13 protein-coding genes are annotated in these 13,962 nt (G+C 62.0%); 7 read left to right on the top strand and 6 right to left on the bottom strand.

From position 1 onward, the window contains the following. Positions 1 to 629: 629 nt before the first annotated feature. Complete coding sequence (locus GGI60_RS21305) at positions 630 to 2,600, top strand: methyl-accepting chemotaxis protein (RefSeq protein ID WP_183918409.1); 1,971 nt, start codon at positions 630 to 632, stop codon at positions 2,598 to 2,600. 67 nt (positions 2,601 to 2,667) lie between these two features. Here GGI60_RS21305 and mctP read toward each other — a convergent pair whose 3' ends face one another. The 5 genes from mctP to GGI60_RS21280 all read right to left on the bottom strand — a co-directional run bounded on the left by mctP (position 2,668) and on the right by GGI60_RS21280 (position 7,168). Beyond that, positions 2,668 to 4,143 carry a sodium:solute symporter family monocarboxylate transporter gene (mctP, locus tag GGI60_RS21300; protein ID WP_183918410.1) on the bottom strand — a complete coding sequence of 492 codons (1,476 nt, stop codon included), beginning with the start codon at positions 4,141 to 4,143 and terminating at the stop codon, positions 2,668 to 2,670. Next, a complete protein-coding gene (locus tag GGI60_RS21295) occupies positions 4,133 to 4,330 on the bottom strand; it encodes a DUF3311 domain-containing protein (protein WP_183918411.1) in 198 nt (65 codons plus the stop codon). Before GGI60_RS21295 ends, mctP begins: the two co-directional genes overlap by 11 nt. A 246-nt stretch (positions 4,331 to 4,576) precedes the next feature. Then, complete coding sequence (locus tag GGI60_RS21290) at positions 4,577 to 5,248, bottom strand: response regulator (protein WP_183918412.1); 672 nt, start codon at positions 5,246 to 5,248, stop codon at positions 4,577 to 4,579. After that, on the bottom strand, positions 5,245 to 6,630 hold the full coding sequence (locus tag GGI60_RS21285) for a cache domain-containing protein (protein WP_183918413.1): 1,386 nt from the start codon (positions 6,628 to 6,630) through the stop codon (positions 5,245 to 5,247). Before GGI60_RS21285 ends, GGI60_RS21290 begins: the two co-directional genes overlap by 4 nt. A 73-nt stretch (positions 6,631 to 6,703) precedes the next feature. After that, positions 6,704 to 7,168 (bottom strand): Lrp/AsnC family transcriptional regulator, encoded by a 465-nt coding sequence (locus GGI60_RS21280; protein ID WP_010029817.1) that lies wholly within the window; start codon positions 7,166 to 7,168, stop codon positions 6,704 to 6,706. A 162-nt stretch (positions 7,169 to 7,330) separates the two neighbouring features. On the opposite strand from GGI60_RS21280, the gene GGI60_RS21275 reads away from it, so the two are divergent. The 5 genes from GGI60_RS21275 (at position 7,331) to GGI60_RS21255 (ending at position 11,361) form a co-directional block, all read left to right on the top strand. Continuing rightward, on the top strand, positions 7,331 to 8,110 hold the full coding sequence (locus GGI60_RS21275) for an ABC transporter ATP-binding protein (protein ID WP_183918414.1): 780 nt from the start codon (positions 7,331 to 7,333) through the stop codon (positions 8,108 to 8,110). A 48-nt stretch (positions 8,111 to 8,158) separates the two neighbouring features. Continuing rightward, on the top strand, positions 8,159 to 8,932 hold the full coding sequence (locus tag GGI60_RS21270; protein WP_183918415.1) for a transporter substrate-binding domain-containing protein: 774 nt from the start codon (positions 8,159 to 8,161) through the stop codon (positions 8,930 to 8,932). A 12-nt stretch (positions 8,933 to 8,944) separates the two neighbouring features. Further along, positions 8,945 to 9,670, top strand: a complete 726-nt coding sequence (locus tag GGI60_RS21265; protein WP_183918416.1) for an ABC transporter permease — start codon at positions 8,945 to 8,947, stop codon at positions 9,668 to 9,670. Positions 9,671 to 9,685: 15 nt separating this feature from the next. Further along, the gene (locus GGI60_RS21260; RefSeq protein ID WP_183918417.1) at positions 9,686 to 10,375 is read left to right on the top strand and encodes an ABC transporter permease; all 690 of its coding nucleotides are present in this window, start codon (positions 9,686 to 9,688) and stop codon (positions 10,373 to 10,375) included. Between the two features lie 77 nt (positions 10,376 to 10,452). Then, positions 10,453 to 11,361 carry a homocysteine S-methyltransferase family protein gene (locus GGI60_RS21255; protein ID WP_183918418.1) on the top strand — a complete coding sequence of 303 codons (909 nt, stop codon included), beginning with the start codon at positions 10,453 to 10,455 and terminating at the stop codon, positions 11,359 to 11,361. Positions 11,362 to 11,379: 18 nt separating this feature from the next. Here the strand turns inward: GGI60_RS21255 and GGI60_RS21250 are convergent, their stop codons facing one another. Then, positions 11,380 to 11,814, bottom strand: a complete 435-nt coding sequence (locus GGI60_RS21250) for a MarR family winged helix-turn-helix transcriptional regulator (protein ID WP_183918419.1) — start codon at positions 11,812 to 11,814, stop codon at positions 11,380 to 11,382. Between the two features lie 251 nt (positions 11,815 to 12,065). Here GGI60_RS21250 and GGI60_RS21245 point away from each other — a divergent pair, with 251 nt between their 5' ends. Then, positions 12,066 to 13,880, top strand: a complete 1,815-nt coding sequence (locus tag GGI60_RS21245; RefSeq protein WP_183918420.1) for a chloride channel protein — start codon at positions 12,066 to 12,068, stop codon at positions 13,878 to 13,880. Positions 13,881 to 13,962 lie beyond the last annotated feature (82 nt).

Genomic DNA, 13,962 nt, shown 5'->3' with positions numbered 1-13,962 from the left:
GCGTTACGCCGTCGTCACGCTGCGGTTACGGCCGGCATTCCTGGCGAGGTAGAGGTTGGCGTCCGCGACATACAGCGCGCCACCCTCCAGCTTGTCGGTCGAAGACCAATCCGCCAGAAGATACCTCGATCACATTGGCTCGCGCGTCCGCAAACATTCGGCACTCTCTTATGCAACAGTCGATACGCATCTTTCCATGTAGCAACTTCAAATATTCTTTCGCGTACGAAAATCAGACGTTTTGCGCAGAAATACCGATGAAATATACGAAATGCGCAACAGAACGATGCCCTCTCGTCGTCGTTTACATTCTCTAAAATATATAACTTTAGTTTTAAGCTATCGGAGCGACGTTCCCAGGAATCGTCACCTACGCCATGACGGCGGGCCGGGCATCCGAATCGCGTATGAAATCGACATTGTGTTACCGCGACGCAGGCGCCTCGCACCTTTGATGCGCTGGCTGCGCTCAGCTGACACGTGCGGCGCTATGCGAATGGCGTCGCTTCCGCGTGCGGGTGCCTATCGGGTGCTCGGGACAACGGGGCCCACATTTGAACGAGATGCGACGAACGATCCCGGCAGTCCAGACACCTGTAACAAAACCTCCCATACGACGGAGAGTGGTAATGAAGAGCATTCAGAATTTCGGGGTCGCGGTGCGTCTCGCCCTTGGCTTCAGCTTCCTGATCTTGCTGATGGCCGGCCTGAGCATCTATTCGACGGTTAAGGTCGCGGAGATCAACAGCAATCTCGAAACGATCAACGACGTCAACAGTGTCAAGCAGCGGTTCGCCATCAATTTTCGCGGCAGCGTGCACGACCGGGCGATTGCCATTCGCGATGTAACCCTGGTGACCTCTGCCGATGAGCGCAAGGCGGCCGAGGCGTTGATCGAAAAGCTCGCGGCTTCCTATGCCGAGAACGAAAAGCGCATGGCCGATATGGTCGCATCGCCGGCCGGCGCGACGGACCAGGAGAAGTCCATCCTGAAGGAGATCGCCGACATCCAGGCGAAAACCAATCCCCTGGTCGCACAGATCATCGCGCTGCAGGAGAAGGGTGACGGCGAGGCTGCCCGCAAGATCCTGCTCGAACAGGCGCGGCCGGACTTCGTTGCCTGGCTCGGCGCGATCAACAAATTCATCGACTACCAGGAAGCACTGAACAAATCGATCGGCGGCGACGTCCGCAGCACGGCAAGCGGCTTCAAGCCGATCGTCCTGACGGCGCTGGGCATCGCGGCGCTTCTTTCCGTCCTGGCGGCGGTCATTACCGCACGCACGATCGTTGGCCCGCTGGCAAATCTGCAGCTTTCGTTGAAAGCGATGGCGGAGGGCAATCTCGATGGCGACCGTCGTCTCGAAGCGCGCGGCGACGAGATCGGCAAGCTTGCCCGCGCCGTGGCGGGATTGCGCGACGCCATTTCGGCAAAGGCGGAGCGGGAAGCTGATGCGGAAGCCAGGCGGGCGGTTGCGGAACGGCATCGGCTCGAACAGGATGCCGACGAACGCCGCACCCTTGCCGAGGAGACGGACCGCGCTGTCGGCCAGCTTGGCAGTGCATTGCAGGCGTTGGCCGATGGCGATCTCACGCAGCAGATCGGCACGCCGTTCATCCCGTCCCTGGAAAAACTCAGGGCCGACTTCAATTCCGCGGTCGAAAAGCTGCGTGCCGCCATGCAGAAGGTTGCCGAGAACGCCAGCGCCATCGCCGCCGGCGCACAGGAGATCCGCTCGGCTTCGGACGATCTCGCCAAGCGGACCGAGCAGCAGGCCGCCTCCGTCGAGGAGACCGCCGCTGCCCTGGAAGAGATCACGATCACTGTCGCCGACTCCAGCAACAGGGCTCAGGAAGCAGGCCAGCTCGTGCGTAAGACCAAGGACAATGCGGAACGCTCGGGCAGCGTCGTCCGCGACGCGGTCGATGCCATGGGCAAGATCGAGTCCTCCGCCACCGAAATCGGCAGCATCATCGGCGTCATCGACGAGATCGCCTTCCAGACCAACCTGCTGGCGCTGAATGCCGGCGTCGAGGCCGCCCGCGCCGGTGAAGCCGGCAAGGGTTTTGCCGTCGTCGCCCAGGAAGTGCGCGAACTGGCGCAGCGTTCCGCCAAGGCGGCAAAGGAAATCAAGGAACTGATCAACGCTTCGAACGGCCATGTGAAAAACGGCGTCGCCTTGGTTGGCGAAACCGGAAAGGCCCTGCAGGAGATTGCGGTACAGGTGCAGCAGGTCGACGGCAATGTCGGCGCCATCGTCGGCGCCTCGCAGGAGCAAGCGACCGGGCTGAAAGAAATCAATACCGCCGTCAACAGGATGGATCAGGGCACGCAGCAGAACGCCGCGATGGTCGAAGAAGCGACAGCCGCCGCTCACAAGCTCGCCAAAGAAGCCGATGCGCTGTTCCAGCTCCTGGGCCAGTTCAACATTGGCGGGGTGGTGGCATCGAGGCGCATATCGCAGCCGGCTCCCGCGGCGCAGCAGGCTCAGCCCGTGGCCTCGCCGGCCCGCCAGATGGTTGCCAGAGTGAGCAAGTCGTTCCAGGGGAATGCGACCCAGGGGAACGCAGCATTGGCCGGCAATTGGGAAGAGTTTTAAACCGCACAGGGTTCTGCTGAAAATAAGGTAGCGAAGGGCAGCGTTTGCTGCCCTTCGTGTTTTTATCTTACGCCCGGGCCGGGACCTTGGCCGGAAGCAGGGCGTTGACCACGACGGCAACGGCGATGTTTGCCGCGAGCGCCAGCAGTCCGGTATAGACGGTGAAGGGTTCACCACCGAGGCTGATCAGGTGCAGCGGCTTCCAGCCGGCGTCCCAGACCAGGTAGGTGCCGCCGCAGAAGCCGACGAACCAGCCGGCAAGCAGCCCGGGTGCACGGAACCAGTTGGTGTAGAGGCCGAAGACCAGGGCCGGAAGCGTCTGCAGGATCCAGATGCCGCCGAGCAGCTGCAGGTCGAGGGCGAACTGGGTCGGCAGGAAGATGATGACGAGCAGCGCGCCGACCTTCACCACCAGCGACGTCACCTTCGCGACCTTGGCTTCGCCCGCATCGCTGACCTTGGGGTCGACATAGGCCTTCCAGAAATTGCGGGTGAAGAGATTGGCCGCACCGATGCTCATCACCGCCGCCGGCACCAGTGCGCCGATCGCGATCGCTGCAAAGGCGAAGCCGGAGAACCAGCCCGAAAACAATGTCTTGAACAGGGTCGGAACGACGTCATTGGCACTGTCGAGCTTCAGGTTGGCGGCATGGCCCATATAGCCGAGCAGCGCCAGAAGGCCGAGCAGCAGGGTATAGGCGGGCAGCATGATCGCATTCTTGCGGATCGTCTTGCCGCTGTTGGAGGCAAAGATGCCGGTCAGCGTATGCGGATACATGAAGGCCGCGAGCGCCGAACCGAGAGCGAGCGTGGCATAGGCGACATACTGATTGCCGCCGAGCAGCAGGTTGTCGGAGCCCTTGGCCTGGAAGGCCGCATCGGCCGAGGCGAAGACATTGGCGTAGCCGCCGAGCTTCGACGGGATGAGTGCGACGGCCGCGATCACGACGATATAGATCATGATGTCCTTGACGAAGGCGATCAGCGCCGGGGCGCGCAGGCCCGCCGAATAGGTGTAGAGGGCCAGCACGATGAAGGCGATCGCCAGCGGCAGTTCGCCGTGCAGCCCGAGCGCCTTCAGGACCGCCGTCATGCCGACGAGCTGGAGGGCGATGTAGGGCATGGTGGCGATGACGCCGGTCGCCGCGACGGCGAGTTCAAGACCGCGCGATCCATATTGGCCGTGGACGACGTCGGCGGCCGTCACATAGCCAAATTCCTTGGCGCGTTTCCACAGGACCGGCATGACCATGAAGACGAAGGGATAGACGACGATGGTATAGGGCAATGCGAAGAAGCCGTAGGCGCCGACGGTATAGACCAGCGCCGGGACGGCGATGACCGTATAGGCGGTGTAGAAATCGCCGCCGACGAGGAACCAGGTGATCCAGGTGCCGAAGTTGCGTCCGCCGAGGCCCCATTCATCGATGTGGGCGAGCGTCTCGGGCTTGCGCCAGCGGCTGGCGACGAAGCCCATGACGGTGACGAGGGCGAAAAAGAAGATGAAGACGGCAAGCGCCGTGCCGTTGATGTCAGTCGCCATGACGAACGCTCCGATAGGCGATCCAGGTCAGCGTCGCGGTGATCGGCACCCAGAGAAGTTGATACCAGTAGAAGAAGGGAAAGCCGAAAAGCGACGGCTCGCGGAGATTATAAAATGGCGGCCAGAGCAGACCTATATACGGGATGATCAGCAGCCAGAGCGCTGCCTTGCTACGTGGTTTTTCCATGTCGGAGTACCTTTCAGGCGCCGCAATCGCGGTCGCCATGTTCCAGTTGTCGGCGTGGAAGGCAGGTCTGTCAGCCGGCGGCGGCAGCAGGCCCGGTTCGGGTCGCTCGAGCTTTTCCGGCCAATCGGAAGCTGATGTAACGCATGTGAATTCCTCCCAACGGCTGGCACTTGGCAAGCCGCGAATGGAGTCCTAGGGCGTCCGTTTTATCCCCACAAGATGGGCGCAGAGCTGAAATACCGGGCTCTACCCAGAAGTGGGTAGGCGCGAATTCGCGTCGATTTTCGAGACGATGCCATGGTCGAGCGCATAGCGTATGAGGCCTGCGGTGGTGGCGATGCCAAGTTTCTTCTTGAGGTTCTTGCGATGGGTTTCCGCCGTGGCAGCGCTTATCCCGAGCATTTCGGCGATCTCGCGGTTGCTCCGGCCTGCAACGATCAGCCCGAGGATATCGCGTTCGCGCGGGGTCAAGGGATCGCTCCCCTCCTCCACCCGTTCCCCCATCAGCGCGTCGAAGACGCCGGAGGAGAAATAGGTGCCGCCAGCCGCGACGGTTTCGATCGCCGCGACGATCTCCTCTGTGGAAACGTCTTTCAGAACATAACCGGCGGCACCGCGCATGACCGAAGAGGAGATATACTCGCGACTGTCATGCATGGAGAGCATCACGACCCGGGTCTGCGGAAGTTCGCTCCGGAACAGTTCGATCGCATCGATGCCGCTGAGCTTCGGCATGTTGATGTCCATCAGCACCACCTGCGGCTGGATCTGCCGGGCGATATCGAGCCCGGTCTGCGCCAGCCCGGCGATGCCGGCGACCTCGATATGAGCGAATGTTTCGAGAACGGCTTTCAGCCCGTCCAGCACCAGCGGATGGTTGTCGATCAGGAGCACCCTTATTTTCGGGCGTTCCGTCATGCGGCTTCCGCCTGCTTACCGGCGGCCAGATTGGCCGATCTCGGCATCATGGCCGTCAGTGTCGTGCCGGCCTCGCTGCTGTTGATGAGCAGCAGGCCGCGGAAGTGCGCCATCCGCTCCTGCATGTTGCGCAGGCCGAGGCCCGAGCCGCCGGGCGCGTTATCCCTGGCGCCATCGAAGCCGGTGCCGTTGTCGGAGATGGTCATGCGGGCGCGGCCGCCGTCGCTCCAGAGCTTGACCGAGAGCTTCGAGGCACCCGAGTGCCGCTCGACATTGTTGAAGGCCTCCTGGGCGACGCGATAAAGGGCGGTGCTGGCTTCCGCCTTCAGCGTGCCGGCGAAGCCCGAGGCGTCGATCTTCGTCTCGATCCCAGTCCGTTCGGCAAAGTGATGACACAGCGCCTCCAGCGCGGCCGTCAGGCCGAGATCGTCGAGCACGCGGGGGCGCAGATCATGCGAGAGCAGCCGGATTTCCTTGATCGCGCCGTTCAGCGCCTCGACGCCGCGCTCGATGGTCAGCGCCGCCTCGTCGACATTGGTCCTGACCTTGCGGCCGGCGAGATCCATCGCATAACGTACGCCGAGAAGGGTCTGGGAGATGCCGTCATGCAGCTCGCGCGCGAGCCGGGTGCGCTCTTCTTCCTGGGTGTCGATCACTCGCTGCGTCAGCTCCTTGAGCCGGCTGTCGGCCATGCGGCGCTCGTGGAAGGTCAGCAGCATGCAGGTGGTGAAAACAACGAGCACCGAAGGCACGGCGATCAGCGCGACGATCACGAAGGTTCGCCTGATATTGGCGCGCATCACCTTGTTGGCGGCCGCACTCTGGGCGAAGACGTCGTCCAGATAAACGCCGGTTCCCACCACCCAGTGCCATTTGTCGAGGCTGACGACGAAGGAGAGCTTGTCGGCGATCTGTCCGGTCGAAGGTTTCTGCCATTTGTACTGGTGCAGGCCGCCGCCGGCCTTTGCGGTGGCGATCAGTTCGGCAATGACCTTGTCGCCATCCGGGTCGGTGAGATCGATCCAATTGTGCCCATGTCGGAAGCTTTGGCGGGGGTGGACGATATTGTTGCCGTCGTAATCATAGACGAAGAAATAGCCGTCCTTGCCATAGTCGAGCGAAGTCAGGATATCAGCCACCTGCTGCTTGGCGGCTTCGTCGTCGGCCCCGGCCTTGTCGTAGATCGTCTGGATGGCGGAGAGGGCAAGATTGGTCAGATTGAGGATCTCGGCTTCCTTGGTCTTCAGCATGTTCTGCTCGAACGTGTCGATGCTGTTCTTGGCGAGGTTTGCCGATTGCCAGGTGATGAAGGCGGTGATCGCAAGGATCGAGATGACGAGCGGGACGACCGCCAATGCGATGATCTGGTGTCGTAACGTCAAGGATCGTTCCTCCCGAAATTTGCGCCCGGAATTATGCCCTTTGCCGAAGGCGAGTCCAGCGCCTTGTCCGGAGCTATTCGAGCGGCACGAACAGGCCGAGCTTGACGTCGCGCAGCACGACATTGGTGTGCATGCGGCGGATCTGCGGATTGTCAGCCATGATCAGCGCGGCGATGTCGTCATAATGCTCGACGTCTCGGGCCGTGACGATGGCGATCAGGTCGACTGCGCCGGTGACGTAATAGACCTGCTGGATATGATCCTGCTTCTCCGCCCAGACGCGGAACTTCGCCAACGCGTCGTAATTGTCCCGCTCGATCTCCATGCCAACGATGAACACCATCGATGTTCCTGTCGCCTTCCGATCGACGACGGCGACCTCGGCCTTGATGATCCCCTCTTCGCGCAGCCGTTTCAATCGCCGCTGCACGGCCGAGACCGACAGCCCGATCCGTTCGGCGATCGTTTCGGCCTTCAGCTGGCAGTCGCGCTGAACGATATCGAGAATGTCACGGTCAAAACGATCCAGCTGTTCCATTGTCCAGTCCAATTCCAGTCACGGCATTTCATAGTTTCTGCCGCATTCGAAGCGCGAGGAAGATTATTTTGCACAAAATATGCAAAAGAGGTGATAATTGCGCGAAAAAACCGCGTTCCTTTATCATTATCCTTTGCAAACTCAGTTCAGCCGGACCCATGCATGTCGGATCAGCCCTTTCCTGCTCTTCGCGTCGAAGATCTCCATAAAAGCTTCGGCTCGCAACAGGTTCTCAAGGGTATCTCGACGGAGGCCTACAAGTCCGACGTGATTTCGATCATCGGCTCGTCGGGCTCCGGCAAGAGCACCTTCCTTCGATGCATCAATTTCCTGGAGACGCCGGATCGCGGCCGCGTTGCCGTCAACGGCGAGGACATCGTGCTGAAAGTCGATCGCGGCGGGCGGCTAAAGCCGCAGAGCTGGCGGCAGATCGAGCGGCTGCGGGCCGGGCTCGGCATGGTCTTTCAGAGTTTCAATCTCTGGGCTCATCGCACCGTGCTGGAAAATGTCATCGAGGCGCCGGTGCATGTCATGGGCATGTCAAAGCGCGAGGCGATCGAAAAGGCGGAAGCCCTGCTCCACAAGGTCGGGCTGTTCGACAAGCGCGACGCCTATCCCGCCTTTCTCTCCGGCGGTCAGCAGCAGCGGGCAGCGATTGCGCGGGCGCTCTGCGTCGATCCCGCCGTCATGCTGTTTGACGAGCCGACATCGGCGCTCGATCCGGAACTGGTCGGCGAGGTGTTGAAGGTCATCCGCGATCTCGCGGAAGAAGGCCGGACCATGCTGATCGTCACGCATGAAATGCGCTTCGCCCGGGATGTTTCGAGCCGCGTCCTCTTCCTGCATCAGGGACGGATCGAGGAAGAAGGGCCGCCGGAACAGGTTTTCGGGGCGCCCGTCAGCGCCCGCTGCCGGGAATTCACCCGTCTCAGCGCCCATTGATCTACACCAGCCATCATCGACAACACACGAACCAGGAGAATCCTGCGAATGAAACTGCTCCCCACGCTTTTTGCCGGCGTCGCACTTGCGCTTTCCGCCGTCGCCGCGCAGGCCGAAGTCCGCTTCGGCGTCATGAACGAATCCTATCCGCCCTTCTTCGCCAAGGACGCTTCGGGTGAGTGGCACGGATGGGAAATCGACCTGATGAACGCCGTCTGCGCGGAGATGAAGGAGAAATGCTCGATCGTCGACATTTCCTGGGATGGTCTCATTCCGGCTCTTCAGAGCAAGAAATTCGACGTGATCTGGTCGTCGATGTCGAACACGGCGGAACGTTCGAAGGTGATCGACTTCACCGACAAATATTACAACACGCCGAGCACCCTGATCGGTCCCAAGGACCAGAAGCCGGGCGCCACGGCCGAGGATGTAAAGGGCAAGACCATCGGCATCCAGGTGTCGACGATCCAGTCTGAATATTACAAGAAATACTTTGCCGAGGCTGCCGACGAAAAGACCTACCAGACGCTCGACGAGGCGTTCCAGGATCTCGCCTCCGGCCGCATCGACTACGTCTTCGGCGATTCGCTGGCGCTCGACGCTTTCCTGAAAAGCGACGGCGGCAAGGATTGCTGCGCCAAGATGGGTGATGTCGCCGACGACAAGGAAATTCTCGGAGCCGGCGTTTCCGGCGGTCTGCGCAAGGAAGATACGGAGCTGAAAGCCAAGCTCAATGCGGCAATCGCTGCAGTTCGCGCCAACGGCCAGTATGACGCCATCACCAAGAAATACTTCGACTTCGATATCTACGGCGCGAAGTAAGCAATCCCGGCGATGGCGACCGCGCAACAAGGCATTCTGGACCTGCTGTCTCCCTATCCTCCGGGATGGGGTGGCGTTCTTTTGGCAGGTGCGGTCTCCACGGTCGCCATCTCCGCCTGCGCCTTCGCGGTCGGCCTGCTGCTCGGCACAGGCGGCGCGCTTGGAAAGCTATCGGGCAATCGCGCGCTCCGCCTGCTGCTGGATCTCTACACCACCGTCATTCGTGCCGTTCCCGAGCTGATCCTGATCGTCGGGCTCTATTATGCCGGCACCGACGGCCTCAACCGACTGCTGGCGGCATTGGAGCTGCCGCCGGTCGAAGTGAACGGCTTCGTTGCGGCCGTCGCCGTGCTAGGCTTCGTGCAGGGCGCCTATATGACGGAGGTGCTGCGCGGCGCGATCCTCGCCATTCCCACCGGTCAGATCGAAGCGGCGAAGGCCTTCGGCATGGGACCGATGCTGCGGTTCCGCCGCGTCCTGCTGCCGGCGCTCTTGCCGAACGCGCTGCCGGGTCTTGCCAATCTGTGGATGTCGGTCACCAAGGACAGCGCGCTGGTCGCGGTTGTTGGATACCAGGAACTGGCGCTCGCCACCCGCCTCGCTGGGGCAAGCACCAAGCATTACTTCGTGTTCTTCCTCGCCTCGGCCTTTCTCTATCTCGCGGTCACGCTCGTTTCCAACCTCGCTTTCAAGCTGATCGAGGGGCGGGTGCGGCGGGGACAGCCGCGCCTTGCCTGAAGAAAGCCGCGCCAAATGAGTTTCACCTGGATCTCTTCCTACTGGCCGCTTCTTCTGACCGGCGCCTGGCAGACGGTGTCGCTGCTGGTCATCTCAGTGGTCTTTGGTTTCATCATCGCCATCGGCCTCGCCTTCGCGCAGGTCAGCGGCGGCAGGCTGGCGCGGCTCGCCGCCCGCGGCTATTGCACCTTCTTCCGCGGCACGCCGCTGCTGATCCAGCTGTGGCTTCTCTATTACGGCGTCGGCTCGCTGCTGCCGATGGTTCCCGGCATCCGCCAGAGCCTGTTCTGGCCGATCCTGCGCGAGGGCTTCTTCTTCGCCGCGGTCAGCTTCACGCTGAACTATGCGGCTTACGAGGCGGAGGTTTTGCGCGGCGCGCTGCTTGCCGTTCCCAAGGGCGAGCTCGAAGCCGGCCGGGCCTTCGGCATGTCGCCCTGGAAGCTGACCCGCCGTATCTGGCTGCCGCGCGCCATCCGCATCGCGCTGCCGACGATAGCCGGAGAGATCGTCATGCAGCTCAAGGCGACGCCGCTCGCCTTTACGGTGACGGTGATGGATCTCTATGCCGTGGCCAACAAGGTTCGCCAGGACACGCTGCTGGTCTATGAGCCGCTGCTTGTCGTCACCCTTTTCTATCTCGCCCTGACCGCCGTCATCGCCCGCGTCTTTCGAGGTCTCGAAGCGCAAGCGCCGGTCCGACGTTAAGCGGACGGACGTTTCTCACTTTGTTTTTTAAAGCCCGCCGCCGGTAGCGGCGCGACAGCCCGAATGGAGATCTCTTCATGAGCACCACACGAATTCTCGACGGCGGCATGAGCCGCGAATTGCTGCGGCTCGGCGCCGAATTGAAGCAGCCGGAATGGTCGGCGCTGGCGCTGATCAATTCGCCGGATATCGTCCGCGACGTGCATAAGGAATTCATCGCCGCCGGCTCCGAGATCATCACGACGAACAGCTATGCGCTGGTGCCCTTCCATATCGGCGAAGACCGGTTCCAGACGGAGGGGGCGGCGCTGATCCGTCTCGCCGGCCGCTTGGCGCGCGAGGCGGCCGATGCCGTCATCGACCGCAAGGTGCTGGTTGCCGGTTCGCTGCCGCCGATCTTCGGTTCCTACGAACCGCAGAATTTTCAGCCTGAGCGGGTGCAGGATTATCTCAAGGTGCTGGTCGAAAACCTCGACCCCTTCGTCGACATATGGCTCGGCGAGACGTTGAGTCTCATCGCCGAGGGCAAGGCCGTCCGCGAGGCGGTGTCGGCATCAGGCAAACCCTTCTGGATTTCCTTCACGCTGGCCGATGATGAAGCGGACATCGAAAGCGGCGAGCCGAAGCTCCGCTCCTGTGAAACCGTCGAGGAGGCAGCCTCCTGGGCGGTTTCGTCAGGTGCCGAAGCCTTCCTGTTCAATTGCAGCAAGCCCGAAGTCATGCGAGGCGCCGTCGAGACGGCGGCGCGCGTGTTCCGCAAGGCGAACGCCCGGATCGAAATCGGCGTCTATGCCAACGCCTTCGAAGGCGAACAGGGCGCATCGGCCGCCAATGAAGGCCTGCACGATACCCGCGACGATCTGGACGATGATGCCTATTCGCGTTTTGCCTGCTCCTGGGCCGAAGCCGGAGCGACGATCATTGGCGGCTGCTGCGGCATCGGCGCCGCCCATATCCATCGTCTCGGAAAAACACTTTCACGGTAAGCCGCGGCGTGGCTTTGTTCACTCCCCTTTCGGCGCCGTCTTCTGGAGCTCGAGCAGAAGCTCGATCAACTTCGGCGCCATCACCCTGATTTCCGAAAGGTGGACGGCGCTCAACCGCGTCAGAAGCTCGTCGGCCTTCTCGGTCAGGAAGAGCGTCTGACGACGCCTGTCGGTCGGGTCGGCATGGCGTTCAACCAGTCCGGCATCCGACAGCCGCCCGACGAGCTCGGTCGCCGTATGCGGCGCGATGATCAACCGCTCGGCCAGCATGCCGATGGTCATCGCTTCGCCGCGTTGTCCCTTGATCGCCAGCAGCGCCTGGTGCTGCTGCACGGGCAGTCCTTCCGACTGGGCGGCTGACGCGCTGAAGTCCATGAACTGACGAAGCGCGAACCTGAGGTCGGCGAGCGCCTCGTAATCTTCCTGTCTGAGCGGCGGCGGGGGTTTCCTCACACTCATTCTCCTCTGCCGCTTGTGTGAAGCGACCCTGCTCGGCTGCCGTGCCTCGGTGTCGGGGCAACGCGCGACACCGGCTTCTGTGCGCGAATTCTTTTGCCGATCTCGAATAAATGGGCAGCCGCCGGCCGGTCAAGTGAGGCATCGTCGGAGACATTTTCGTCTTCTCGCTTTCGTCCGTTGATTTATATCGTATCACGATATAATGACCCCACTCAAGCAAACCCTTTTCCGCAGCAGAGGCTTCCATGGCGCAGCATCATCCCAGCAACCGGCCGCATGATTTCACCGGCGGTCTTTCCCGGCGCGAGGCCGGCGATTTCACCACCGACAGGCGGGTCCTCCTGCTGGTCGGGATGTCCATCGTCGTCGGCAGTGCCGGCGCCTTTGCGGCCTGGTGCCTCGTCAGTCTGATCGCGCTTGTGACCAATGTCATCTGGTTCGGGCAGATCGGCATTCAGCCCGCTTCTCTCGCCGCCGTGCCGCGCTCGCTGTGGGTGGTGCTGGTGCCGCCGCTCGGCGGGCTTGTCATAGGCTTGATGGCCCGCTTTGGGTCCGAGAAGATCCGCGGCCACGGCATTCCCGAGGCGATCGAAGCCATCCTGATCGGCGGCAGCCGGATGTCGCCGAAGGTCGCGGTCCTGAAGCCGCTGTCCTCGGCGATCTCGATCGGAACGGGCGGCCCGTTCGGCGCCGAAGGGCCGATCATCATGACCGGCGGGGCGATCGGCTCGCTCTTCGCCCAGTTCTTTCACATGAGTGCCGCCGAGCGAAAGACGCTGCTCGTCGCGGGTGCGGCCGCCGGCATGACGGCGATCTTCGGCTCGCCGATCGCCGCGGTCATGCTGGCGGTCGAACTGCTGCTGTTCGAATGGAAGCCGCGCAGCTTCATTCCCGTCGCGGTCGCCGCCTGTGTGTCGATCTGCTGGCGTCCGCTGCTCTTCGGCACCGGTCCGCTATTCCCGACCCATTTCCAGATGACCTTGCCCTGGTGGGGGATTTTCGCCTGCGCGGCGATGGGGATCATGTCAGGCCTGCAATCCGGCTTGCTGACGACGCTGCTCTACAAGATCGAGGACCTGTTTGAAGCCTTGCCGATCCACTGGATGTGGTGGCCCGCGCTCGGCGGCCTCGTCATCGGTCTCGGTGGCCTGATCGAACCGAGGGCCATGGGCGTCGGCTACGACATCATTGACGGGCTACTTAACAACCGGCTGCTTGCGCCGGCCGTGCTGTCGATCCTGCTGGTGAAGACGATTATCTGGCTGTTTGCCCTATCGTCCGGCACTTCGGGCGGCGTGCTCGCGCCGCTCCTGATTTTCGGCGGCGCTCTCGGATGGCTGGTCGGGCTGATCATGCCTGGCAACGATCCCGGCTTCTGGGCGTTGCTCGGAATGGCCGCGATGATGGGCGGAACCATGCGCGCACCGCTCACCGGCACCTTCTTTGCGATGGAGATTACCGGCGACGTCAGCACGCTGGTTCCCCTGCTCGCCGCAACGGTTGTGGCCTATGCCGTCACGGTCCTTCTCTTGCGCCGCTCGATCCTCACCGAAAAAATCGCACGCCGTGGACAGCACATCACCCGCGAATACGGCGTTGATCCGTTCGAGCTCTCCCGGGCAAGGGAGATCATGATCAGCGACGTCGACACGCTTCCCGTTACCATGACGGTCGGGGAAGCATGCGATTTCTTCGCCTCACGGCCGAAGACCCATCGGATCTATCCGGTGGTCGATGCGGCAGCCAAGTTGACTGGCATCGTATCGAGGGCCGATATTCTGCTCTGGCAGGGAAAACCTGATATCGCGGCCCAGACGCTTGGTGAAACCGTCACAGATAATTCCGTTCCCGTCGGGCATCCTGACGATACTGTCGCCTTCATTGCCGATTTAATGCTGTCGACGGACAATGGCCGTATTCCGATCGTTGATCCGCCTTCGGGCAGACTGTGCGGCTTGATCGCGCGCAAGGATCTGCTGCGGCTGCGCAGTTCACTGAGGTCCGCAGAACTGGACCGTCGGCCTTACCTCGCTGCAGGGCCCAGGAGCAGGTTGCAGTAGCGCGCGCCGGTTTCATCGCTGCCGCAACTGCCGCGCGTCGCATGATCAGGTCCCATGCGGCACGCGTTTGCGTCTGCCGCCT

The organism is Rhizobium lentis (assembly GCF_014200175.1).
GTDB classification, from domain to species: domain Bacteria; phylum Pseudomonadota; class Alphaproteobacteria; order Rhizobiales; family Rhizobiaceae; genus Rhizobium; species Rhizobium mulingense.
The sequence above is the reverse complement of the archived record's forward strand: the minus strand, read 5'-3'. Positions and strand labels throughout refer to the sequence as shown.

Coding starts and splice junctions, on each gene's coding strand:
- GGI60_RS21305 (WP_183918409.1), top strand. CDS start 630: ATGAAGAGCATTCAGAATTTCGGGGTCGCGGTGCGTCTCGCCCTTGGC.
- mctP (WP_183918410.1), bottom strand. CDS start 4,143: ATGGCGACTGACATCAACGGCACGGCGCTTGCCGTCTTCATCTTCTTT.
- GGI60_RS21295 (WP_183918411.1), bottom strand. CDS start 4,330: ATGGAAAAACCACGTAGCAAGGCAGCGCTCTGGCTGCTGATCATCCCG.
- GGI60_RS21290 (WP_183918412.1), bottom strand. CDS start 5,248: ATGACGGAACGCCCGAAAATAAGGGTGCTCCTGATCGACAACCATCCG.
- GGI60_RS21280 (WP_010029817.1), bottom strand. CDS start 7,168: ATGGAACAGCTGGATCGTTTTGACCGTGACATTCTCGATATCGTTCAG.
- GGI60_RS21275 (WP_183918414.1), top strand. CDS start 7,331: ATGTCGGATCAGCCCTTTCCTGCTCTTCGCGTCGAAGATCTCCATAAA.
- GGI60_RS21270 (WP_183918415.1), top strand. CDS start 8,159: ATGAAACTGCTCCCCACGCTTTTTGCCGGCGTCGCACTTGCGCTTTCC.
- GGI60_RS21265 (WP_183918416.1), top strand. CDS start 8,945: ATGGCGACCGCGCAACAAGGCATTCTGGACCTGCTGTCTCCCTATCCT.
- GGI60_RS21260 (WP_183918417.1), top strand. CDS start 9,686: ATGAGTTTCACCTGGATCTCTTCCTACTGGCCGCTTCTTCTGACCGGC.
- GGI60_RS21255 (WP_183918418.1), top strand. CDS start 10,453: ATGAGCACCACACGAATTCTCGACGGCGGCATGAGCCGCGAATTGCTG.
- GGI60_RS21245 (WP_183918420.1), top strand. CDS start 12,066: ATGGCGCAGCATCATCCCAGCAACCGGCCGCATGATTTCACCGGCGGT.